Annotated in this window: 22 protein-coding genes and 1 tRNA gene; 19 read left to right on the forward strand and 4 right to left on the reverse strand. The window is 41.7% G+C overall.

Annotation, left to right across the window (positions count from 1 at the left end):
- From B5F71_RS20140 to B5F71_RS05625, 3 genes are all read left to right on the forward strand, one after another.
- Positions 1–208 (forward strand): hypothetical protein (locus B5F71_RS20140; RefSeq protein WP_206423824.1); only part of this gene is annotated, 208 nt, incomplete at its 5' end.
- Positions 209–513: 305 nt separating this feature from the next.
- On the forward strand, positions 514–1,920 hold the full coding sequence (gene dnaA / locus B5F71_RS05620) for a chromosomal replication initiator protein DnaA (RefSeq protein WP_022040423.1): 1,407 nt from the start codon (positions 514–516) through the stop codon (positions 1,918–1,920).
- A 93-nt stretch (positions 1,921–2,013) separates the two neighbouring features.
- Positions 2,014–2,087: transfer RNA gene (locus B5F71_RS05625), tRNA-Arg, on the forward strand.
- Positions 2,088–2,305: 218 nt separating this feature from the next.
- Here B5F71_RS05625 and B5F71_RS05630 read toward each other — a convergent pair.
- Positions 2,306–3,061 carry an RNA methyltransferase gene (locus tag B5F71_RS05630; RefSeq protein WP_022040425.1) on the reverse strand — a complete coding sequence of 252 codons (756 nt, stop codon included), beginning with the start codon at positions 3,059–3,061 and terminating at the stop codon, positions 2,306–2,308.
- A gap of 284 nt (positions 3,062–3,345) precedes the next feature.
- Here B5F71_RS05630 and B5F71_RS05635 point away from each other — a divergent pair, with 284 nt between their 5' ends.
- Positions 3,346–5,661: a BamA/TamA family outer membrane protein gene (locus B5F71_RS05635; protein ID WP_087208370.1), complete on the forward strand. Its 2,316-nt coding sequence runs from the start codon at positions 3,346–3,348 to the stop codon at positions 5,659–5,661.
- Positions 5,662–5,688: 27 nt separating this feature from the next.
- Positions 5,689–5,919 (forward strand): hypothetical protein, encoded by a 231-nt coding sequence (locus tag B5F71_RS05640; RefSeq protein WP_087208372.1) that lies wholly within the window; start codon positions 5,689–5,691, stop codon positions 5,917–5,919.
- Positions 5,920–5,976: 57 nt separating this feature from the next.
- On the opposite strand, the gene B5F71_RS05645 is transcribed toward B5F71_RS05640, so the two are convergent.
- The 3 genes from B5F71_RS05645 to B5F71_RS20145 form a co-directional block, all read right to left on the reverse strand.
- Positions 5,977–6,717, reverse strand: a complete 741-nt coding sequence (locus B5F71_RS05645) for an NADPH-dependent oxidoreductase (protein ID WP_022040428.1) — start codon at positions 6,715–6,717, stop codon at positions 5,977–5,979.
- A gap of 263 nt (positions 6,718–6,980) precedes the next feature.
- On the reverse strand, positions 6,981–8,384 hold the full coding sequence (locus tag B5F71_RS05650; RefSeq protein WP_087208375.1) for a hypothetical protein: 1,404 nt from the start codon (positions 8,382–8,384) through the stop codon (positions 6,981–6,983).
- A gap of 226 nt (positions 8,385–8,610) precedes the next feature.
- Complete coding sequence (locus B5F71_RS20145) at positions 8,611–8,748, reverse strand: hypothetical protein (RefSeq protein WP_158098041.1); 138 nt, start codon at positions 8,746–8,748, stop codon at positions 8,611–8,613.
- Between the two features lie 132 nt (positions 8,749–8,880).
- Here B5F71_RS20145 and B5F71_RS05655 point away from each other — a divergent pair, with 132 nt between their 5' ends.
- The 14 genes from B5F71_RS05655 to B5F71_RS05720 all read left to right on the forward strand — a co-directional run bounded on the left by B5F71_RS05655 (position 8,881) and on the right by B5F71_RS05720 (position 22,217).
- Positions 8,881–9,309 carry a YkvA family protein gene (locus tag B5F71_RS05655; RefSeq protein WP_087208378.1) on the forward strand — a complete coding sequence of 143 codons (429 nt, stop codon included), beginning with the start codon at positions 8,881–8,883 and terminating at the stop codon, positions 9,307–9,309.
- Between the two features lie 114 nt (positions 9,310–9,423).
- The gene (locus B5F71_RS05660; protein WP_087208426.1) at positions 9,424–10,146 is read left to right on the forward strand and encodes a DUF3944 domain-containing protein; all 723 of its coding nucleotides are present in this window, start codon (positions 9,424–9,426) and stop codon (positions 10,144–10,146) included.
- 53 nt (positions 10,147–10,199) lie between these two features.
- Positions 10,200–11,420: a hypothetical protein gene (locus B5F71_RS05665; protein ID WP_087208381.1), complete on the forward strand. Its 1,221-nt coding sequence runs from the start codon at positions 10,200–10,202 to the stop codon at positions 11,418–11,420.
- A gap of 34 nt (positions 11,421–11,454) precedes the next feature.
- Positions 11,455–11,919 (forward strand): hypothetical protein, encoded by a 465-nt coding sequence (locus B5F71_RS05670; protein ID WP_143269854.1) that lies wholly within the window; start codon positions 11,455–11,457, stop codon positions 11,917–11,919.
- A gap of 249 nt (positions 11,920–12,168) precedes the next feature.
- Positions 12,169–13,059, forward strand: coding sequence for a WYL domain-containing protein (locus B5F71_RS05675; RefSeq protein WP_158098042.1), 891 nt, complete (start codon positions 12,169–12,171; stop codon positions 13,057–13,059).
- Between the two features lie 107 nt (positions 13,060–13,166).
- Entirely contained in the window at positions 13,167–14,900 is a 1,734-nt protein-coding gene (locus B5F71_RS05680; RefSeq protein ID WP_087208388.1) for a hypothetical protein, read from the forward strand.
- An 18-nt stretch (positions 14,901–14,918) separates the two neighbouring features.
- A complete protein-coding gene (locus tag B5F71_RS05685) occupies positions 14,919–16,403 on the forward strand; it encodes a hypothetical protein (RefSeq protein WP_087208390.1) in 1,485 nt (494 codons plus the stop codon).
- Positions 16,404–16,488: 85 nt separating this feature from the next.
- The gene (locus tag B5F71_RS05690; protein WP_087208391.1) at positions 16,489–17,751 is read left to right on the forward strand and encodes a hypothetical protein; all 1,263 of its coding nucleotides are present in this window, start codon (positions 16,489–16,491) and stop codon (positions 17,749–17,751) included.
- Between the two features lie 79 nt (positions 17,752–17,830).
- Complete coding sequence (locus tag B5F71_RS05695; protein WP_158098044.1) at positions 17,831–18,565, forward strand: DUF3944 domain-containing protein; 735 nt, start codon at positions 17,831–17,833, stop codon at positions 18,563–18,565.
- Positions 18,562–19,344 carry a M48 family metallopeptidase gene (locus tag B5F71_RS05700; RefSeq protein ID WP_087208395.1) on the forward strand — a complete coding sequence of 261 codons (783 nt, stop codon included), beginning with the start codon at positions 18,562–18,564 and terminating at the stop codon, positions 19,342–19,344. The genes B5F71_RS05695 and B5F71_RS05700 overlap by 4 nt, the downstream gene beginning before the upstream one ends.
- A gap of 21 nt (positions 19,345–19,365) precedes the next feature.
- Positions 19,366–19,908: a hypothetical protein gene (locus B5F71_RS05705; protein WP_087208397.1), complete on the forward strand. Its 543-nt coding sequence runs from the start codon at positions 19,366–19,368 to the stop codon at positions 19,906–19,908.
- Positions 19,909–19,911: 3 nt separating this feature from the next.
- Complete coding sequence (locus B5F71_RS05710) at positions 19,912–21,246, forward strand: tetratricopeptide repeat protein (protein WP_087208399.1); 1,335 nt, start codon at positions 19,912–19,914, stop codon at positions 21,244–21,246.
- A 34-nt stretch (positions 21,247–21,280) separates the two neighbouring features.
- Positions 21,281–21,511 carry a hypothetical protein gene (locus tag B5F71_RS05715; RefSeq protein ID WP_087208401.1) on the forward strand — a complete coding sequence of 77 codons (231 nt, stop codon included), beginning with the start codon at positions 21,281–21,283 and terminating at the stop codon, positions 21,509–21,511.
- A complete protein-coding gene (locus B5F71_RS05720; protein ID WP_087208403.1) occupies positions 21,498–22,217 on the forward strand; it encodes a hypothetical protein in 720 nt (239 codons plus the stop codon). The genes B5F71_RS05715 and B5F71_RS05720 overlap by 14 nt, the downstream gene beginning before the upstream one ends.
- The last annotated feature ends 27 nt before the right edge of the window (positions 22,218–22,244 follow it).

Consider the following 22,244-nt stretch of genomic DNA (forward strand, 5'->3'; position numbering starts at 1 on the left):
AATTTATCGTGCGATGATTTGGGATGAGTTTTTGAGGCATTTTCGCTTCTGTGATGAGGAAGATAGCGGGCTATCTGACGAAGAACAGGAGCGAAAAGGACCAAAAAATTGCCCAAAGCACACACGAATACAGATACATCAAGCCAAGAAAAACTTTTTGGAGAAATTCAAAACAGCTTCTAAATATGCTTATATAGAAATTGTCTAAATAGTATCCGACGCCTGAAGTCGAAATAAGTAATGACTAATCCTTTGATATTCAAGTTGTGAATGAAGAAGGATTAGTCTTTGTGCGCTTTGAGAAATAGATAAATAATGCATTGAAAAACAAACCTTTGCAATTTTACAAATGCTTGGAAATATATGTTTCAGAAGTGTGTAAAACAAGCGGTTGAAAACCAATATATTATAAAAGCCTTGTAAAAAGCAAGCGAAAAGGCATTTGTTTTTATAGAAATAGATTCCGAACTTTGTTCCGTAGAAGTATAGCTTAAAAATATAGAGAGGACAAATATGATTGAAAACAATCAGGCTATTGTATTGTGGCAACGTTGTCTTGACTTTATTCGTGACAACGTTAATACGACAGCCTTTACTACTTGGTTTGAACCCATCGTGCCTGTCAAATACGAAGGGAAAGCTTTGACTATTGGAGTTCCGAGCCCTTTCTTCTATGAGTATCTGGAAGAAAAATACGTGGAACTCTTGCGTGCCGCCATCTATAAAGAGATAGGTGAGGGTACGGAGTTGATGTATTCCATTTTGACCGACAAAACGAATCACATAGCCATTGATATGAAAGGGACAGAACGCTCGGGCGCTTTGTCTCCTCAGAAGCCCATACATGATGGGAATAAGGCTCCTACATTGTTGCAGGCTCCTGTAGTTCAGGATTTAGACCCACATTTGAATCCTAACTATAATTTTGAAAACTTTATCAAGGGTACCAGCAATGAGTTTTCGCGCACAGTGGCTGAGACGGTGGCTCAGAATCCGGCACGTACTTTCAATCCGTTGTTCTTGTACGGACCTTCAGGGGTAGGAAAAACGCATTTGATTAATGCTATCGGTACACGTATCAAGGAATTGTATCCGGAGAAGCGTGTGCTTTATGTGTCTGCACACTTGTTTCAGGTGCAGTACACCGATTCGGTTCGTACCAATCATTTTAATGATTTCATCAGTTTTTACCAGACTATTGATGTGCTGATTATTGATGATATTCAAGAATTTGCCGGAATGACCAAGACACAGAACACGTTTTTCCATATATTCAACCATCTGCATCAGAACGGGAAGCAGCTTATTCTTACGTCCGACCGTGCACCGGTGATGTTGCAGGGGATGGAAGACCGCTTGTTGACACGTTTCAAGTGGGGACTGATTGCCGAACTGGAAAAGCCGGATATTGAGTTGCGCAAGAACATCTTGCGTAGTAAAATCCGTCGCGACGGTCTTACAATACCTGAATCTGTGATTTGCTATATAGCCGAAAATGTAAACGAGAGTGTACGCGAACTGGAAGGAATTGTCAATTCTTTGTTAGTATATTCTATCCAGTTGAAACGGGAAATCAACTTGGAACTGGCACAGCATATTGTGCAGAAAGCTGTGCGTTGTGCCGAAGTGAAACCGCTTACGGTCAATGATATTATAGAGAAGGTGTGCAAGCATTATCAGATAGATACTTCTGCTATCCATACCAAGACTCGCAAGCGTGAGGTGGTGCAGGTACGCCAGCTTGCAATGTATCTGGCAAAAAAGCATACCGATGTTTCATCTGGCAAGATTGGCCAGATGATAGGAAACAAAGACCATGCTACCGTGCTTCATGCTTGCAAAATCATTAAAGACCAGGTGGAAGTGGACAAGGCATTCAAGAGCGAAGTAGAGGAAATCGAAGCAAGTTTGCATCGGTGAGATATGAAATTTCCTTTTTAAAGATATTTCTTTGTAAAAGGGTTGCATATTTCAAATGAATGTCGTACCTTTGCACTCGCAATTAAGAAACGGGGTTCCGTAGCTCAGCTGGATAGAGCAACGCCCTTCTAAGGCGTGGGTCGAGCGTTCGAATCGCTCCGGAATCACAGAAATCTGTAAGTGGTTTTTCCGCTTGCAGATTTTTGTTTTTTCTACTCCACACGTCATTAATTTGGCTCAGTTATTTGTGCATTTGTTCAAGTATGCCTTTTGATGAACATAAGTGAGTGGACCGTTTCACATAAGTGACTTGGGTGTTTCACATAAGTAAGTCAGTCGTATCACTTATGTTCGTTGATACCGCATATGGTATAGTATGGCTTGTTTATTTTCTTCTCCTGAATTCAGCGCAGACGATAGCTGTGGCTATGGCTACATTCAGTGATTCGCTGGTGGCTCTTTCAGGCGGATAGTTTGGGATGAACAAGCGGTGGTTGATAACTTCGGCTATGTCCGGGCTGATGCCATTGCCCTCGTTGCCCATTATGATGATGCCTTTGCTATCTAAAGCTTCTTCGTATATGTTATTTCCGTTTAGGAATGTACCGAAGAGGGGAACGTCTGCCTTGGCCTGTTCTGTGATAAATGCGGCCAGGTCACAGTAATGGAATTTTACGCGTGCGATGGCTCCCATCGTAGCCTGTACGGTTTTGGGGTTATAGATGTCAGCCGTGCCTCGCGAGCAGAATATGTGTTCGATGCCGAACCAGTCTGCCACCCGTGCTATTGTTCCTACATTTCCGGGATCTTGAACATCGTCCAGTGCCAGGCAGAGTGAGTGTCTGGCTGCATCTGCTTCTACTTTATGTGGCGGTTGTTCGAAGATAGCCAGTACTTCCTGAGGGGTTTTCTGCAGGCTGATACGAGATAGTTCATCTCTCTTTACCACAATGATTTCGGAAGCTTGGATGTAGGGGTGTTGGTTCAGCCATTCGTCGGTGCCTACTATCAGCCGGCATGTAAAATGCCCCAGCAGGTCGCCTACCAGTTTCGGTCCTTCGGCGATGAAGGCTTGTTCTTCTTTCCGGTTCTTTTTCTGTTCCAGCGAGTGGATGTATTTGATTTTGTTTTTGCTGAGCATACGTTTTCGTTTAAAATGACACCTGTCAGGAATCACAAGGGGAGTCAGAAAAGGTGGTATTGTTCACATTTTGGGTTGGAAGTTAGCAGCCGATACTTGTATGCTTGTTTCATAAAGCTGAATCACGGGCTTTTAACTACCGGGCATAGTGATAATTCTTGCGAAGCATGACCACTTTAACTCCTGATTCGCACAAATAACAAATATTTACGGGCAAAGCTAAGAAGATATTTTCAATAAATCCCTATCTTTGCGGATAAATTTGCATTCCCTCTGAGTAGTATATGAAAAAAAAGGTTCTGATAAACGTATTCCTGATGCTTGCTGTTATGTTGCTGGCAGGCTGTTCAGTGAGCAAGTTTATTCCAGAGGGGAGCTATTTGTTGGATGATGTTAAAATAGAGTCGGATAATAAAGAGATTAAGTCGTCGCAGATGAATCTTTATGTCCGTCAGACCTCTAATGCCAAATGGTTCAGTATTGTCAAGCTTCCCATGTATATTTATAGTGCTTCAGGGCTGGATTCTACAAAATGGCTGAATCGTTTTTGGCGCAAGATAGGTGAGGCTCCCGTCATATATGACCGTGAGGCTGCTCGGGAAACCCGTGAGGAAATGGAAAAAGCCGTACAGAATATGGGATATATGGGAGCTACTGTAGATATGGACGAGGTGTCTTCGGGCAACCGGATGAAAGTGTATTATTCGATTCATTCGGGACAACCGTACGTTGTAGAGCGTCTGACTTATGACATTTCCGATTCGAAAATAGCCGCTTATCTGGCAGAAGATTCTACTCATACCCGTCTGTACGAGGGAATGCGTTTCGATGTAAACGTACTGGATGAGGAGCGTCAGCGTATTACCCAATACTTGCAGGACCGTGGGTATTATCGTTTCAATAAAGATTTCATAACTTATCAGGCGGATACGATGCTGAATACGCATCGGGTAGGTTTGACAATGAGATTATTGCCTTACCGCCGTACAAAGGATGATGCGCCTCAACCCCATAGGCAGTACACATTGCGTAATGTGCGTTATGTGCTGGGGGTAGATTTTGCAGAATTGTCAGAGGATGCTTTGCGCTGGCTCGATTCGATATCTTCCGGTGGAGTCGGGCTTTTTTATAAAGACAGACCTTTTTTACGTCCGCGGGTCGTAACCGATTATAATCATTTACATCCGGGGGATTTGTATTGCAGCCGTAATGTACAGGACACTTATTCTTCGCTGGCGAGGCTGTCAGTATTGAAATATTCCAATATCCGTTTCGATGAAGTACGGTTGCCCGGCGATTCTGCCCGTGTGGATGCATATATCTTTTTGTCTAAGAACAAAAACAAAGCCCTTTCATTCGAAATAGAAGGTACCAATTCGGCTGGTGATTTAGGAGCAGCCGCTTCGGCTTCATTTATCCACCGCAACTTGTTTAAAGGCTCGGAAACGTTTACCTTGAAATTGCGTGGTGCGTACGAAGCGGTAAGCGGACTGGAGGGGTATGCCAACAGCAATTATGTGGAGTATGGCGTGGAGAGCAGCATCAATTTCCCCGAATTTATGTTTCCTTTTTTGTCATCCGACTTCAAACGGCGTGTCCGGGCAACCTCAGAGGTCAGTGTGAAGTTCAATTCACAGGTACGTCCGGAGTTCGAACGGACGTTGGCTTCTGCTGCTTGGAGTTACCGGTGGTCGCGTAGGGGAAAAGCTACGCACCGGTTTGATGTACTTGACATCAACTATGTTTACATGCCTTACATTTCCGGTGCTTTCAATGATTATCTTGACCGTATGGACCAGGTCAATCCTTTGTTGCGGCATAGTTATGAAGACCTTTTTATCGTGCGGATGGGGTATACTTATACATACAACAGTGCAGGAGGAAATGCGATGAAGGCTGCCAAGAGCAATTCGTATTCCATCCGTTTCAATATTGAAGAGTCGGGCAATCTGCTTTATGGATTTTCGCGTCTGGTGCATAAGAAACCGAAATACGGCGATGCTTATCAGCTGGCAAACATCGATTTTGCCCAGTATGTGAAGATGGATATCGATTTTGCGAAGAATTTTGTGATAGACGACCGGAACTCGTTGGTATTTCATGCTGGGTTGGGCATAGCTTGCCCGTATGGCAATTCGAGAAGCCTGCCTTTCGAAAAGCTTTATTTCTCGGGTGGAGCCAATAGTGTGCGTGGCTGGAGAGTGCGTACGCTGGGACCCGGTTCGTACCGGGGAGACGGGAATACCATCGATTATGTCAATCATACGGGTGATATCAAGCTTGATCTTAACATCGAGTATCGTACCTATTTGTTCTGGAAATTGAATGGTGCGGCATTTATCGATGCCGGTAATGTGTGGAATATTCGTACCCAAGGCACACAGACCGAAGGCGTTTTCAAGTTCAACCGTTTTTATAAGCAATTGGCAGTAGCATATGGTTTGGGCATTCGTTTTGACCTCGATTTTCTAATCCTGCGTTTCGACGGTGGTATGAAAGCCATCAATCCGATGTATACGGGCAAAGACCGTTATCCGATTGTTTCACCTGATTTCAAGCGTGACTTTGCTTTCCACTTTGCTGTAGGCTATCCCTTCTGATTAGTTTAATTCAATTATAAAGACAAGATGAAAGATTCTAACAATTTGTATACGAAAGAAGAAATTCAGGAACTGGAACATTGGTTCGATAGCAAGGAGCTTCCTAAGAGTTTGCAATTGGACAAGGCTACATATATCCCAGACCTGAAAGAAACATTGCACAGGTTGTTTCTGCAAGCAGACCAATGCTACGAAAATCCGAAGATGCAAGGTTGTATTTATCTGCTAGAACGCATCAAGGCAAAGCTGGAGGAATGAAGAATGAAGAATCCCATGTGGCGAAGCGATTCTTCATTCTTCATTTAAAAAAGTTCATCATTCCTCAAACTTCTGCTTGCGTAGAGTTTCTTTCAGCACTTTCGACATTGCCTCGTTTCCTTCTTTCGTGTAGCGGATGTCGGTGAAAATCTGTGCCAGCGTTTCGGTATGGTTGATTTCCACGAAATGCTTGTTCTCGGGCAGTGATTCCTTGTAGGCATAGATACGGTCGATGTCCTCGGGCGAATAGTCGTGATATTGCTCTTCGTGAACGATGCCTTCCAAAGGCAGACGGTCGGTCTGGGGAGGACATTCATCGGGATAGCCCACGGTGATGGTAGCAAGCGGAATGACCCGTTCGGGCAGGTTTAGGACTTCGATGATTTGGTCGGGATTATAAATCGTGGTGCCCAGGAAACAGGTGCCCAGTCCGGCGGCTTCTGCAAGTGTGCAGAAGTTTTGTGTAAGCATGATGGCATCGATGCTGGCATTCATGAACGAGAGCAGGTTGTCGTAACCTGGTTCTGCCTTGCGTTGGCGACACCACTTCACAAAGCGGTTGAAGTCGGCGCAGAAGGTCAGCACCACGGGAGCCTCTGCCAGCATTGGCTGGTGGAAATGTGCGGGTGCCAGCCGTTCTTTCATTGCCGGGTCACGTGTGATAATGACGCTATACAACTGCATGTTACCCATTGTTGGGGCACGGAAAGCTTCTTCCAGCAATCCGTTCAGCAAGTCGGCAGGGATGTCCTGTTGCTTATACTTGCGTATCGTACGTCTGTTTTTGATAGAATCCATAATTTGTTTTTGGTTTTTGGTTTGAGCAAAGGTAATATAAAATGAGCAAATAAACAATGTGCCAATGTGCTAATGTGTCAATGTGCTAATGTGTTAATGTGTTAATGTGTTAATGTGTTAATGTGTTAATGTGTTAATGTGTTAATGTGTTAATGTGTTAATGTGTTAATGTGTTAATGTGTTAATGTGCTAATGTGTTAATGTGTTAATGTGCTAATGTGCCAATGTTCGTTACGCCGGATTTTGATAATGTTTACTGCGGTTTAATGTACCTCGAATTCGGATAATTTGATGCCATAGCCCATTTCGGGCCATTCTACGTAGATGTCTTGGTCGTCTGTATGCCTCACTATCAACACTTGTTGCGTAGGGTTGATTTTTTGAAGAAAGTCGTATGCCTCTATGGGCAATTGGTACGTGCGGCTGTCCCCATTGTGCCTGATGAAGAGCTTCAGGCAAGTCCGGCTGATGCTGACATCTTCCAGCTGGTAGGTGTCTTTCAGGTCAATTCTGCCTGCAAACAACGCTTTGGCTTGTTCGAAGATGGAATTTCCTTGTTCTTTATCCCATTTGTTCATGATTCTTGCCCACACTTTTTCTTCTTTGTCTTTCGGTTTTTCCAGATTTATCTGTTTCATGGCTTCAGGAAGCCCGAATAGATTACCTGTTGCAGGATTGGCTTCCAGATAGAGTGTATGTGTTTCTTCATCATATCCGTAGGCATAAAAACACCATTCTCTATGTGCTCCAGTTCCCCGGCAAGCTTGAAGGATGAGCGGGTCGTCTTCTTTATCTACCGACCAAAAGCAAAACACCAATGCGTCTTTCAGTACGAATGTGCAGATGTCTTTTCCTGCTTCCAGGCACAATACGATGTAGCACCCGTTTGTGGCACGCCCGAAACTATGCTCTACCAGTACCCATACTTGGCTGCCTTGTAGGTAAGGGTGCCCTGGTATGCGCCAAAAGCTTTTTGCATCCCAACCGAATAACATCATGCTTTGACTGGCATAGCTGCTGAAATCCGCTTCCGTATAGCGTCGGAACAAGATGGTACAGTTTTCGATGATTTTCCACAAGTTCGATGCTTTTGTCAGTTCTTTCAGATTGAAAGAAATTTCATGCGCGTCCGTCCTTCCCGGGTACCAGTAGGATAACATACTGTCCAATTCGTCTATCAGCAGGCAGAAAGTGCGTTGGGGGTTTTCCTTATAAGGGTCGATATTTCGGCATCGTATATAAATCACCGTCACGATGCCCCAATACACGTCCGGTTCGTCCGCTTTCAGGTCTTTCAGTATCGGGGCGGTTTCTTGCTGGAATTCCGGAGAACAAGCTTCGTAATCATCATCGGTCAGCATGAGCAGCAAGTATCGAAGCCACTTCGGATGTTTCCGGTCCATTTCGGGCAGAATCAAGTCGCTGAAATAAGCGGCCCCTTCAAAGATACGCGCTAAGTTATACAAGTGCCTTTCCGTGAGGCAGTGCTCTTCCAGGAGCTTGTCCCACACGTCGTCCACCGTACTGTCTTTCGTTTCATCCCTCATAATCCGATAAAGGGTCGCCTTGTTGCTTTCGTATCCCAAGTCTTTGGCAAGTGCGGAAGCCGAAGGCGCAAAAGCCCGGTTATCGATGAGGCATTGCAATATCTTTCGTTTCTCGTTCATATCCGTATCAATTTAAGCCGGTTTTGATACAAAACGCCGGCACCTGCCGAAATCCGTCCTTATATAATATAAGGAGTAAACGGGAAAACCGTAATTTTGTATCAATCGGATGTAAAGGTAAAAAAACTCCCGAAAAAGAGCGTCATGTCCGGCAAAAAATGTATATTTGCATGATGCGGGCTGGAGAAATGGCTCACATTTATGGAAAGCGTTTTTTGCTTTCGTCCTAAGAAACGAAATCGCCAAAATTCAGACTCAGACGGATGAAAGGAACATGACGCTCATCTGTTTTGTATATGTCGGTGTACAGCCCGTGCTGTACCTGTTCATACCAAGACGGCGTGGGAGTACTGTTTATATTCATTTCTGGGTAAGGCGTTTGGCGATGCCTGTTTCTTGATGGATAGCAGACAAGTCCTCACGCCTTTACTTTTGTGTTAAATCTAATGCTGAATTCGGAGGGCTTATAGGCGTATAAGTAATAAAAGGTAATGCTATGATAAAATTTGATAAGGAAACTATTATCGAAAAGTTCAAAAGCGGTGAATGGATGGATAAAGCCCAGTCTTGTCTGAAAACCCCCGATAGCCTGAAAAAATTGTCCGATGATTTGAGTGGATACATGAATAAGGACGGTTTGAAGAACGTACAGAGCCAACTCGTTCAATTGTATGATTACGTAAAACAGTTATTAACGAAAGGATATTATGACTATAAAGATCATACACTTGTACTTATTATTGCGGTCATTATCTATGTTGTATCTCCGATTGATTTGATTCCAGACTATCTTCCTGCAGTCGGATTGATTGATGACAGTGCTCTTGTGGGGTGGTTATTTCAAAAATTGGGAGATAAGTTAAACCAATCCATACAAGAAATGGAACAGGAAAAGACAAAGGATACAGAGAAACTTTTGGATTAAATGTTGCAGAAACTGTGATGTTCGGACAGTTTTTGTCCGTGTCGCCTCCTACTTTTGACTTAGAAAATACAAAATAGTTCAAATGAATGTCTCACTTATAAACACACAAACGTTATGGCAGATAAAGATTTAGATTTTTTGTATCAGTGTTCCAATGACCAACTGAAATTACTTGCCGATTTTATGTTGTACGATAAAGACGGCAAGTTGAGATGGACAGAAGAAATTTCTTCTACACAAGCTTTCAAGTTGTATTACCCTCATGAAATGGTAAAGCTCGTGCCTACCTTGATTGATGAATTGCAGAAATTTGGCGGGAATACCCTCTTTAATATGTTCAGAGGGCATGGCGTTTCTTACCGAGAGATACTGACATCGGTATGCAAACAGCTGAAAGTATCTTATCACAAAGACGCCTCTACGGAATTGATCGAGCACTATATGCTACAGAAATTCCTCATCATGTCGGTAGAAAAAATGACGGAAGAAGATGTGCATCATCTTTCAGAAAAACTTACGAAAGAATCGTTGGCAAAGCAAATCGGGCTTCTGAAAGCAGGTTCTCCGCTATTCATCCGTTTGACAACCATGTTAATTACTCAGATGGCTACTAAATATGGTTTGAAACAAGCGGCAAACTTAGTGGCTAAGTTCGCAGGAGGCAGAGCATTCGCGGTTCTGGCAGGCCCTATCGGCTGGGTATTGTCTTTGGGTTGGGTGGCTTTCGATATTGCCGGCCCTGCCTATCGGGTGATGATTCCTTGCACGATAACCATTGCCTACCTGCGCATGGTTTACGATAAGTCAGAAGACGAACTAAACGATATCCTGCGATGAAACATTACTGTTTGTCTTGCAGACTAAATCAATTACCCTAAATCAATTGCTGTATGGAATTTAACTTTAAGATGCGTTTGCTTGGTTATTATAATACGGATAACCAACGTATGAATGAGGAAAACTTTCGGAAGGATGATGCTAAGGTTCTTGCCAGTTTGTTTGATAAAACTTTTGCGAATATTCCTGATAATGCCGATGTTTTGTTCGCTCAAGCATTACGAGGGCATGGTGTGTTTATATTTCGTGATAACGATTACAACTTGTATGCATACTATCCTTATGAACATATTGCAAGGATAACAGAAGTACGTTACAGTGCAAATGCAATTATTAAAGCCTCCCCCGGTTATAAAAAATGGTTTGTACCAGGAGAACCGTTTGTTATAGAACAGGTTTATGATAATAACGTTCTCTTTTATGATCTTTCAAAAAATGAGAAAAAGATTCGGTTAACAGAAAAATTTTTATATAAATCACGGGAAGATTATTACATAAAATTAGGGAATTCAGAATATGCAATAAAGTGGAATGGAGAGATTAGCATTTCTGAAATGAAAAAATTAATTCTGCATCGTTGGACGTGTTTGGACGAAAGACGTATGAAGGATTATTGTGGAAATTGTGATGGTTGGGATTATAGCGGTTGTGATATGGAAAGGTGCAGGGAGGATTGTGAGGGTTGTGGAGGCAGACGGTATAAATGCAATAATAGTTGTTTTTATCATCGTCATTCGACCGCCATTGTTATTTGTTATATTCCTGAACTCATAACAGAAGAGTTGAATAAGGCTATAGAATTAATAAAGAGCGTAATGAATTCATCTTCTGAAAAATGTTTAGACGATTGGCAATATGATGTATTGTGTTCGTTGCGGGATGATTGTGATTTTATTCAGGAGTATTTGAATGTGGATATGGAGGTAATAGATTCATTCCGTAGAAAATTTAGTACGATACTATATCTTCACGAGCATAAAAATGCTATTTTAGTTGAAGTCAAAGTTCGTAAGTCTGATGAGGAGTCTGTATCATATTTATTGCCATTGGAAAGTATATCTGTCAGTAAGAAAGTAGGTTCTGTCTTGTTTGTGTTTAAAAATATCTATATGATATTGTCTTTAAATGGATATGATTGTTATTCAAATGCGAACATTAATGAGACATTCTCTTTAGTCTTTGATAGTAATGAAGTGAATAGATTAATGAAAAAAATGAAAGAAAGAACATTACGGTATATACATATAGAAGATAGCAAATATAACTTTGGGTGATTTGTACTACATTGAATTAATGAAATATGGCTTTATGAAACTACTAATTACTTACAACGAATTGCAAACTCTGATTCATAAAAAGACAGGAAAGGCTGTTCGTTTCCAAAAAGCGGAAGATGGGAATACGGTACAGGTGACTTACACGGTAGAGGTGGACGTGCCTCTTATCGGAAAAATATCGAAAGATGTCGCGGGGATAATCAAGTTCAACGGCATAACCGATACGGTGCTTGATGTTACTTATTCTTTGTCGATGGGGCTGGAACTGGTGGCTAAGGGCATCAAGACCTTCTTGGGCGAACAGATAGAGCGCACGCAACTGATGAAGTGGGGCGAGAAAGAAAACCAAATGTTGCTGTTTGTGGATAAAATAGCCGAGAAACTGCATGTGGATAATGTAGATAAACTTACCAAGTTCATCCGGATAACGGAGGTGTGGGCGGCAGAGTCTGGCTTGGAAATAGAGGCTGATATCCGATACGATGCCATGGGTTGAAAAAGTAATATATACTGCATCGGGCAATTCAGTATATATCCATCGGCTGATGCAGTATATATTCATCGGCTGATGCAGTATATATTCATCGGGCAATGCAGTATATATTACTTTGGAAGGGATATTGAATAACCTAATCTATGGGGAGAAAACTTTCTGGGAAAAATAGTGCTATGTTCAAAGAAAATATCTATATTTGTAATGTTAGCCGTTACGTTTTTACCTTTGGACCTGAAAAAACGAAAAGCTATGGGTAAACTTGAAAAATGCCTGTATATAGTAGAATTGTTATCGCGCGGCAAGCCGATGTCGCTCCGTGAGATAAACGAGCATTGGGAATACTCCTCATTTTATGATGGCGAACTTCTCCCTAAGTCCTTTGGGCGTTACAAAGAGTATGTTTCGGCTGTTTTTGCCATTGACATTGAATGTGACAAGCGAACGAACAAGTACTATATAGCCAATCCGGATTACATTGAGAACAATGCGCTTTACAAATACCTGCTCTCCGCATTCCATGTAGAAGCGTTAGTGGAATTGGCGATGAAGCACAAAGATTGCGTGGTGCTGGAAAATGCGCCCAGCGGAGTGGAGTATCTCCAACTTATCCTCAAAGCCATTGACCAAGGCGTTGTTATCGAATTCGATTATTATTCTTTCAATAAAAAGACGGTGACTCATCAACAACGCATCCCATGTTTTCTAAAGACATGGGAGCAACGTTGGTACTTGATAGCCGAGCCGTTAAGTCGCAAAACTCCTACGGTTTATGCCTTGGAACGCATCAGCAATCTACGTTTGTCTGAAGAACGGGCTACTCCTTCCCCTGACATTAAACCGCAGACTTATTTCGATGCTTGCTTTGGGGTAAACCATGAAGTCTGCCCTCCTCAATTGATAAAGTTGAAAGTGTATGGCAGTCAGGTGGATTACATCAAGGCTCGTCCTTTGCACGAATCGCAACAGGAGATAGAGACAGGCGAAGGCTGGAGTATTTTCAGTTATTGGCTGAGGCCGAGCTATAACTTTTATCAGGCGGTGCTGTGGAATAGGGAGAAAGTGGAGGTGTTGGAGCCAGTGGAGGTGAGGAATGAGGTGAGGGAGATTGTGGAAAGAATATGTTCGTATTATATAAAATGATTGATTCATAGAAGATTGCCAATAATCTAAAATCTTATGTCTTTTGTAAAAAAGAGAATCGAGAAGTGTGAAAAACATATACGTGTGATAAATAATAATAAAATAGTATGGACAAAAAAGAGTTTGTAGTAGACGACTTAGATAAGTTAGAGCTACAATTATCAGAGGAAGATGAAGCTATGCTTCAAGAAATTGCAAATCTTAAATCTAATATACCTACGGATAAGGATTTGCTGACAGAGTTAATAGACGCGTCCGTTAAAGGAACAATGAATTATATTGATTCTTTTATAGATATTTCAGCTATTGGCGATTATCAAAAGAATCCAAGTTCTATGAGGAATAATGATGAGCAAACTATTAAGTATGCTCCAACGGCAGCAAATCCTGAGAAAGAAGCCCAAAGAACATATCGTACACTTAAAGAAGCTCGTAATTTTCCTTATGCAAAAGATGCTCTTTGTGATAATTCTGGGATGTCAATAGAAGGACAAAAGAGATTGTCCCAATATGAAACAGAGTATGCGAATCGAGTAAAAACTGTTGATCAACATACTAAAAACTATAAAACAAGTGAGAAAGATAATTTCACTTCTTTGTCAGGTTTAGACTCTTATAGGTTAGGACCTACAATTGCAGCTTATACTCCAGAAGAATATAAAATGAAATATGAAAATGCGGGTTCGCCAGATGCTGTAGCTAAATGGATGAGGAGCGAGAATTTTAAACATTTTGATGCTGAAATGGCAAAAGAATTTGGATTTAAAAATCCGACTCAATTTAAAGAATGGCGTACTAAAAATAAGTTGACAATCCATGAAAGTCCTGAGGGTATGTATCTAGTGCCTGCTGATGTTCATAATTTGGAACGCCATTCAGGACAGGTATCTAAAATACACCAATATTTAAAAGGTAAGATTACGGAAGAAGAGTATGAACAGTGGAAACAGAAGGCGAAAGTAGAAAAAATAAAACAGGAGATTTTAGTTAGGGGACAAAGGGCTGTTATAGGAGCGGGAAAGGGTGCTGCGATAAATTTTGGGAAACAGTTGGTAATGTTTTTTGCTCAAGAAACAAAAGTTGAATTTTCTAATTCTAAAGAATGTTCTTTCATTGACCATCTCAAAAATATTCTTCAAAATTGGTTTGAACGGATAAAAAAAGAATGGAAAAACTTGTTGAAAGATATGGGTTCGAATGCAATTGGTTCTTTAGCCATGGAAGCAATGAATGCTGTTGTGGATTTCTTTTTACATTCATTTAAGAATATTGCGAAGATGATTCGCATAATGCTTAATTCGATTATTAGAGCACTTCGTATAATATTTAGTGGAAATGCTTCTTGGGAAGAACGATTATATGAGGCTATTAAAATTTTGTCTGCAGGAATGGTAGCATTCCTTGGTACCGGGTTAAATGAAGTAATAAAAGATTTTCTATCACAGTGGGGACCTATCGCACCTGCTGCTCCTTATATTGCAGATGTACTGTCTGGGCTTATTTCTTGTGTCCTGTCTTCTATCGTTCTTTGTATGTTTGATAGGTATAAGAATAAGATGTTAATTACTTCTGCCTCTTTGAGAGAAGATTTTCTTAATACTCGTTTGATCTATGTTCATACTTCTTTAGCTTTGCTCTCTTCGTTGAAAGCTGGTGAAAGTGTACAAACCACTATTGATTATTTGGGAGATTCTTTGGAAACTATGGCAGATAAGAAAAAAAGTATTAAATCAAAGTTGTGTACTTCCACTGACAGAGTTGAAAAAATTAAAAAAATAGGAGAGGATACTAGTAAAAGAATAGGTTTTCTTTTAAAAGATGATGACGAAGAAGATTTTTGAATTATAAAAGTGATAGATATGGAATCGTTAACACCAGATGAAAGAATGTCCATTACATTAAATAATGTGGTTAAAGTATTACAAAGCATTTTTGAGATTGATGATGAAATAACAGAATGTACAAAATTTGTGCAGCTTTGTTCCGGTAATATGGATAAGGCTTCATTGATATGTGAAAAGATAAAGAAGGAATTTAACGTAGAAGTAGGTTTTGTTGATTTTCAGGCTATAGATACGGTTAAAGATCTATTTCAGGTTATTTATGAAAAAAGCAAGAGTGTTAAAATAACATATTTGGCAGCAGAGCGTGATATAAGACGAAATGATTTATTGGATATTATATCAAAGAACAAACTCACAGAGTTAGATTCATCACTTTCTGGAGCAAAAGGGAAGTTAGAAGAAAGTCTTACGAAGATAAAGGATTGTTGTATACCTTTAAATCAACTTGGGCATAATGTGAAATATGAATGGTTGAAGCGGATTGTAGATACTGTAGACCCGAAAGTAAGCCGTGATGAATTGATAAAAGTGGTAACGGCTGTTGATGGAAATGCAAAAGAAGGTTTTACAAATATATCAGAAGCTATTAAAGCAACTAATGGTTGTATTGATGCAATTAGTAAATTAATGCTGCTAATTATCCAGATAGAAAATGACTTATATAGTACAGCAGATGAAACTTCTAATGGAATTTCTGCAATCAGCGAAGAATTGTTAAGAGAAGGCATTAATGTGGAAGGTTTGTCGCATATTGCAGAACGTGAAAGAGAAAAACGTCTTAGAATTCAAGCTAAAATGCGAGATTTTAAGGATGATGTATATGGGAAAATAGATTTTTTGAATAAAGTAAATCAGAGTTTGCGAACTGAATTTGTTGCTTATCAAAATAGCTTAAATGAATTGTTCAAGAAAGCAAAAAATCAGCTGAATGCCGATTTTGAAGATGCAAAATTAACTATTAATGAAGCTTTACAAGAGCAAAATGATAGGACGCAATCTTTGCAGGAACAATATTCCTTAGCAGAAAAAAAATTGTCGGAAAATTTTTTGCAAGTAGTGTCAGATTTGAACTCTAATATGGAGTCTATTAAGAAAAATCTTCATCAACAGTTGGAGCAAGCTATGGAAGAACCAAATCGAGCTATAATTGTTATGAAGAGTGATTTAAAGCAAATTTTATCTGATTGGGATGATGAGAAGATTGCTTTACAAAAACAAAGTTCTTTAATGGAAGATAGATTGGCTGGAAAGGTTGAGCAAATTTCATTAGGTTTAAATTCTAGAGCAGATTCTATTCGGCAAGAACTGCAGCAGCAATTTGTTCAATCAGTAGATAAGCAGAATCAATCAATAGCGACTCAGCAGAGTCAAATACAACAAATTGTATCTGATTGGAGAAATGAGAAAAGATTAATGGTTAAAAAAAATAAATGGTTCGTTTCAATAGTAGCTTTTATTGTCTTAATTGAGATTCTTGTTTCATTATATTTGCTGTCTTAATTTGATATTTAGTATGCTATCACTATTCTTCTATTTATTTTATAATAAAAGGTATGACTGAATTAAAACGGAATTAAATTACCATATGAGCAAACTAACCGACCACCTATCAAAATTCTTGCCATTTTCACAGGAAGATAAGAGATACGTAAAAGAGCGGGGCGATGAACTCGCTACCTCTTTCTTAATTAAAGAAGCCTTGAAGACCGGTGCGTATTTGGCTGAAGAGTTGGAGCATCAAAATCTGAATGAACGTATTCGGTTCCGGGCAAGCAGAGAACATGCTGTGATATTAGGCACGATGCTCAACCGGATATTCGATATCCGAAAAGAAGACCTTCTTAGCCTGTATGTGGTTTATACACTAAGTGACAGTCAAACAGGGAAAGAAATCATTCAGCCAGATGCTATATGGAACTTTGACTTGTGCAAGGCGATGGCGGATGAAAAGCATCCCGAAATGTTTTATAACCAGGTGACTCTGTGCGTTTCTTATACCCGTAATGAAGAAACAGAGGAAACCGTGCTTATCCATTTAAAGGAGAACGGCGGCGATGAACAGACCCGGTTTATCCGTGCTTCTATCATGCGGACGCTTTCGACAGAGGAAGGTGACGTCTCTTTTTCGGCTACCCAAAACCAGCCGGAAACCTATTCCCTTCTGTTTGCATACGACTTGACAGACCCGCAAAGGCGAATTGCTGAATTTGAGAAGAAAGTGGAAAAAGTGGCTGAGAAATATGCGAAAGGAAAAGAACTGGATGCGGATGAAACGGCTTTGATTGCTAAAATCGCTCCCGAAGTCGGATGGAATTATTCATGGGGGCACGAAGCTTTCAACGAGAAACGCTATTGGGACGCTCTGCTGTATTTGGAAAATGCTTTTTATCTGTTGAAGGAAAAGTTTTTCGATGATACTCTTTCGGATGAAGGATTGGATGTGTTTTATCATTGCTGTTACTTGATAGGTTTCTGCTATGACGAAATGAAACTGTATCAGAAAGCCTATTATTACTTGAGTTTCGTTTGGCCTTTGGATAACATCACATACAATTATGAATATATCAATTGCCTGGTTCATGCCAAAGACCCTCGTGCTATTCAGGAAATAGACGATGAATTGGGACGGTTGGATGCCTTGAAGGAGGAAGAATTTACGGAGGAAACCTTCAGCTATTATTGTTTCCTGCTCCGCAGGCGTGCGTATGTCCTTACGGATATGAACCGGCTGGATGAAGCGGAAGAATTGCTAAAGAAGTTATTAAAGACCGATGACCGTACTGAGTATATCCAAGGGGAATTGGATTATATCAAACAGTTACGCGAAGAACAGCAAGAGAAATCATAAAAATCCTTTCCCGTCGGACAGCTTTTGTCTTAGTCCCTGCTTTCCTTTGCATTATCAAACTAATAAAAACATTAAAGATATGAAAGAAGACAGGGACTTGCAGTTTTTAGCGTCTTGCAAAAGCGAGGACTTGAAGACGCTGGTGGATATGATGACATCCGATAAGGACGGGAATGTGCGTTTGTCGGAACAGTTGACAAATACGGACGCTTACTTGCGGTATTACCCCGACCGTCTGCCTTGTATGTGGCAGGAGATTGCCAACGAGTTGCAACGCTTTGGTGGCAATACGATAGTGAATGTGTTCCGCAAGGGAGGTGTGTGCTATCGGGAGATATTGCAGGATGTGTGCCGGAAGATGGAGGTTTGGTTTTCCGATTTGGAAGAGACCGCAGAGATAGAGAGACGCTTGTTGGAAAAGGTCTGTATGGAAACGGTAAGGCGTATGCCGGAAAAAGAGTTGCGGCAGATGGCGGAACAATTGGACATTGGTGAGAAGCATCCGCAGAAATTTATGTTAATGTTTGCCCTCCAGATGGCGATACGGAAAGGGGGCGTGCTGTTTACCCGCATTGCGCTTTATGTAGCGCAGATGATTTCGAAGATGCTGTTAGGCAGGGGTATATTGATGTTTGGTGGTAATCTGCTGAATAAGGCGTTCGGCTTTTTAGGTGGTCCGATAGGATGGGCGGTCACTTTAGGTTGGGGCGGCTTTCGATTTGGCTTCGCCGGCCTACCGGGTAACGATTCCCTGCGTGATACAAGTGTCGTGCATGCGTTTGCGGTTCATGGAAGAAAGGAGGATAGGCTATGAGGGCGCAAGACATTATGCATCATGAAGATGCAAAAGCGATACAGTTGATAAAGAGTGTGCCAGGCTGTGAAAGATTGGTCCGTAAGTTCATGAAGTGGGGTTACGAAGCCAAATACCGAGGAGAGAACCTGGCGAATATGATAAGAGTCACCTCAAGAAATTATCCGGATATCTATGCCGTTTTTAAAGAAGTGACGGGACAAGTCGGCATCACGGCACCGGAACTGTATGTCTATAATGACCCCATGATAAACGCTTATACTTACGGAGAGACCCGTACGTTCATCGCTTTATCCAGCAGTTTGGTGGAGCGGATGAGCAAGGAGGAATTGAAGGGGATTATCGCCCACGAGTGCGGTCATATCTTGTGCCGGCATATGTTGTATCTCACGATGTATGAGACGCTGAAAGAGATGGGTGTGTTTTTAGGCTTGATACCTTGGATGATGTTTTCGCCGCTTTATCTGGCTTTGCAATACTGGAACAGGAAGAGCGAATTGTCTGCCGACCGTTGTGGGGCAGCAGTTGTTGGCGAAGAAACCTATCAGTCGGTATTGATAAAGTTGGCATCGGGAATGAAAGAAGACTCCCGCCAGCCGGACTGTCTGGTGGAACAAGGAAAAGCGTATGAGGCACTGAAGCGCTCTTCGCTTTGGAACCGGATACAACAAGAGTATCAGTGTATTTTTTATTCGCACCCTCAATTGTGTGTGCGGGCATTGGAACTGGACCGTTGGAAGGTTTCGTATGCTTACCGCAGCCAGCGGAACAGGTATTAATCAACTAAACTCAGCAGTGATATGAACAAGGCGATAACTTCTTTTTGGAAACGGCTGTTTTTCCGTTATGACGTTAGCCGGATGCGCAAGGCGGTGGTGGATTATCTGACCGCGGAAGGCATACAGGCGGAAGTGAAAGACGGCATGATACAGGTGCTGTTTGAAGACTATTATTATAATGTAGAGTTCGACTTGGACGGGGAATATCCTCGGTGTGACATTTCGTTCCGGCTGAAGGACAAAAAATATGCAAAACTGGATTTGTTGCGCAAGACTTTTATTGCCGATAAAGTGAATACGGACGAGGATTATTTGTCAACATTGAAGGCTTTTAACGACGAGATAATCGTTGACGCACATTTTTACTTTGCCAATCGCAAGATGCTGCTTTCGCTTTTCTATGAGTACTTTGCGGATGTGAAACATGCCGTAGACGATATGTGCGATTTATTGCAGAACGAATTGAGTGAAAAAGAAGAGAAACGCCCAATCGGGTTCACGGCAAGTCCGGTTGTTTCTAAAGAGGAAGCTAAGGTAGCGGCTTGCAATAAAAAAACAGAATGAGTTATGATACGAGGAATAACATTATTTATTTGCACTGAGTGTAAGAAAGTTTTTTGGGCACCGGATGTGGAATATGATGCAATGGTCTATTCCGTTCCGATGCCTTGTGAACGGTGTGGGAGCATACGTACCATGCCGATGAAGTTGGATCCTTTTCATTCAGATAAATTGAATCCGAACAAGCCGTTGGAGAAACAATTGTGCTATTATTCAATCTATGAGAGTATTTGGAAACGTATAGGGAGGCCGGACATAGACGGTACGCCCGATGAGCAATACCGCACCGGGATGATGTTTCTGAACGGAGAGGCATGGAGTATGCGTAATTCTGAAGTCGCCTTTTATTGGTTTATGAAAGCAGCTAAACGTGGACATGCACAGGCGCAGTATCAGGTGGGCGCAATGTTAGATCGCATGCGTTACAGGTATAAATATGATAAATATCTGGAAGAACCACCTTTTTGTTGCACGTCGTATGCGGAGGGAACGGTTTACCAATGGATAAGCAAAGCGGTCGGGCAGGGCTTACCGGAAGCGATGTGTTACTTGGGAAACATGTATCGCATAGGCAACTCAGTTGAGAAGGATTTTGAAAAAGCGTTTGAGTGGCACCAAAAAGCGATTGTGTCCGGTTGTGTGGAAAGCGAATACGCTTTGGGCTGCATGTATGAGCAAGGCGAAGGTGTACAACCAGACTTGCACGAAGCCGTCCGTTGGTATAAGGAAGCGGCGAAGCACGGGTATGTAAAAGCACAACTGCACTTGGGCAGACTCTATGAAAGCACCGGAAAGGAACGAGATTATCAGGAGGCTTTCGTTTTCTATCAGCAGGTAGCCCAACAAAAACCGGCGGAAGCCTGGCAAAGGTTGGCGTCGCTTTATGAGACAGGCAAGGGGGTGGAACAAGACTTCTTAAAAGCTTGGGAATGCTACTTGAACGCTTGGAAAGCGGGAAGTGAAAAGGCATATAAGGAGGCGAAACGTCTGTTGGATGACGGGTTAGCGCATCCGGAGGTTTCCGCTTTAAAGGAGTGGTACAGAAAGTGTATCGCACAGGGGCATCGGGAAATGTGGTACGACTTGGGCAAGTTGTATGAGGAAGGCAAGGAAGGAGAACGGAACTTGGAGGAAGCTTTTCAATGTTACGGGATTGCGGCACGCACCGCTCATGTAGCCGAGGCGCAGTATGCACTGGGGTGCATGTATGAGCAAGGCGAAGGCACCCAACCGGACTTGCAAAAAGCTGTCCGCTGGTATAAGGAGGCAGCGAATCAAGGACATGCGGAGGCACAAGCTGCTTGCAGGCGGTTGGCGGGCGGTGATGACAGAAAACAATAATTCAACCAAACGAACTTAAATAAACAACAAAACCATGGTACGAGGAAAAACATTATTCATCTGCACCGAGTGCAAGAAAGTCTTTATGGCACCGGATGTGGAATACGGTGCAATGGTCTATTCCGTTCCGATGCCTTGCAAACGTTGTGGAAGCAGACGCACGTTGCCTGTATTCCAATTGTTGGCTTATCCGGTGTATAAAGGCATATGGGAAACGATAGAAAGGGAAAAGAATGATAAAAACGATAACAATGAAAATAGATAAAGATGATCTCCTTTTTGGGACCATCATCGGCGGATTAGTGATTTGCAGTCCGTTTATTGCCATGTATCATATAGGTAAATGGATTTATAGTAAAACACCCAAAAAGATTAAAGAGCAAAAAGCAGAAGAGAAAAAACGGGAGGAGATGAACAGGGAGATACATGAGTTGGAAAAGCAACTGGGACTTGCGGAACGTGATGACAGCTATATGCACTATGATCCTCTGTATATGGGTAATGAGCAGAGGGGCAGAGAAGGTTATTGGGCAGATCTAAAGAAGAAAGTAGCTTCAGGGTATAAAAGCCCGGACTTGATATGGATGATTAAAGAAACGAAAGGTGGAATTTGTGCACCGAGGTTCGGTTATGGAGATTGTCAGGTCTTGTTGCTGCTGCATAAAGATTGCTACGATATTCTTGGTTGCGCTCCTGTAGAAAGTGGAACCTTGGAACATTTGTTCAATGGCAGTGAAGGACCGGGAAAATTGCCAAGAGCTGACCGCTATGTGAAGGCATCTTACGAAATGATGACTTTTTCAAACGACTATGCAGTACGGCTTCAGACGCTGTCGGAATGCGGTAATTATCGGGATTATTATGTTTATGCGGTTCCGGGAAACTTCCAATTCTCTGATGTGGAAACGGGGATGGATGAACGGTTAAAAAAGTTTATAGCAGATTTCCAACGTAAATATAAGAAGCAATGAAGAAAGACAAATATTATTATATGGTCC

The sequence above is a fragment of the Bacteroides sp. An269 genome, from assembly GCF_002159755.1.
Lineage (GTDB): Bacteria > Bacteroidota > Bacteroidia > Bacteroidales > Bacteroidaceae > Phocaeicola > Phocaeicola intestinalis.

Bases quoted from the DNA above. Each gene is read 5' to 3' on its own strand.
- dnaA (WP_022040423.1), top strand. From the start codon at position 514: ATGATTGAAAACAATCAGGCTATTGTATTGTGGCAACGTTGTCTTGAC.
- B5F71_RS05630 (WP_022040425.1), bottom strand. From the start codon at position 3,061: ATGCTCAGCAAAAACAAAATCAAATACATCCACTCGCTGGAACAGAAA.
- B5F71_RS05635 (WP_087208370.1), top strand. From the start codon at position 3,346: ATGAAAAAAAAGGTTCTGATAAACGTATTCCTGATGCTTGCTGTTATG.
- B5F71_RS05640 (WP_087208372.1), top strand. From the start codon at position 5,689: ATGAAAGATTCTAACAATTTGTATACGAAAGAAGAAATTCAGGAACTG.
- B5F71_RS05645 (WP_022040428.1), bottom strand. From the start codon at position 6,717: ATGGATTCTATCAAAAACAGACGTACGATACGCAAGTATAAGCAACAG.
- B5F71_RS05650 (WP_087208375.1), bottom strand. From the start codon at position 8,384: ATGAACGAGAAACGAAAGATATTGCAATGCCTCATCGATAACCGGGCT.
- B5F71_RS20145 (WP_158098041.1), bottom strand. From the start codon at position 8,748: ATGAATATAAACAGTACTCCCACGCCGTCTTGGTATGAACAGGTACAG.
- B5F71_RS05655 (WP_087208378.1), top strand. From the start codon at position 8,881: ATGATAAAATTTGATAAGGAAACTATTATCGAAAAGTTCAAAAGCGGT.
- B5F71_RS05660 (WP_087208426.1), top strand. From the start codon at position 9,424: ATGGCAGATAAAGATTTAGATTTTTTGTATCAGTGTTCCAATGACCAA.
- B5F71_RS05665 (WP_087208381.1), top strand. From the start codon at position 10,200: ATGGAATTTAACTTTAAGATGCGTTTGCTTGGTTATTATAATACGGAT.
- B5F71_RS05670 (WP_143269854.1), top strand. From the start codon at position 11,455: ATGAAACTACTAATTACTTACAACGAATTGCAAACTCTGATTCATAAA.
- B5F71_RS05675 (WP_158098042.1), top strand. From the start codon at position 12,169: ATGGGTAAACTTGAAAAATGCCTGTATATAGTAGAATTGTTATCGCGC.
- B5F71_RS05680 (WP_087208388.1), top strand. From the start codon at position 13,167: ATGGACAAAAAAGAGTTTGTAGTAGACGACTTAGATAAGTTAGAGCTA.
- B5F71_RS05685 (WP_087208390.1), top strand. From the start codon at position 14,919: ATGGAATCGTTAACACCAGATGAAAGAATGTCCATTACATTAAATAAT.
- B5F71_RS05690 (WP_087208391.1), top strand. From the start codon at position 16,489: ATGAGCAAACTAACCGACCACCTATCAAAATTCTTGCCATTTTCACAG.
- B5F71_RS05695 (WP_158098044.1), top strand. From the start codon at position 17,831: ATGAAAGAAGACAGGGACTTGCAGTTTTTAGCGTCTTGCAAAAGCGAG.
- B5F71_RS05700 (WP_087208395.1), top strand. From the start codon at position 18,562: ATGAGGGCGCAAGACATTATGCATCATGAAGATGCAAAAGCGATACAG.
- B5F71_RS05705 (WP_087208397.1), top strand. From the start codon at position 19,366: ATGAACAAGGCGATAACTTCTTTTTGGAAACGGCTGTTTTTCCGTTAT.
- B5F71_RS05710 (WP_087208399.1), top strand. From the start codon at position 19,912: ATGATACGAGGAATAACATTATTTATTTGCACTGAGTGTAAGAAAGTT.
- B5F71_RS05715 (WP_087208401.1), top strand. From the start codon at position 21,281: ATGGTACGAGGAAAAACATTATTCATCTGCACCGAGTGCAAGAAAGTC.
- B5F71_RS05720 (WP_087208403.1), top strand. From the start codon at position 21,498: ATGAAAATAGATAAAGATGATCTCCTTTTTGGGACCATCATCGGCGGA.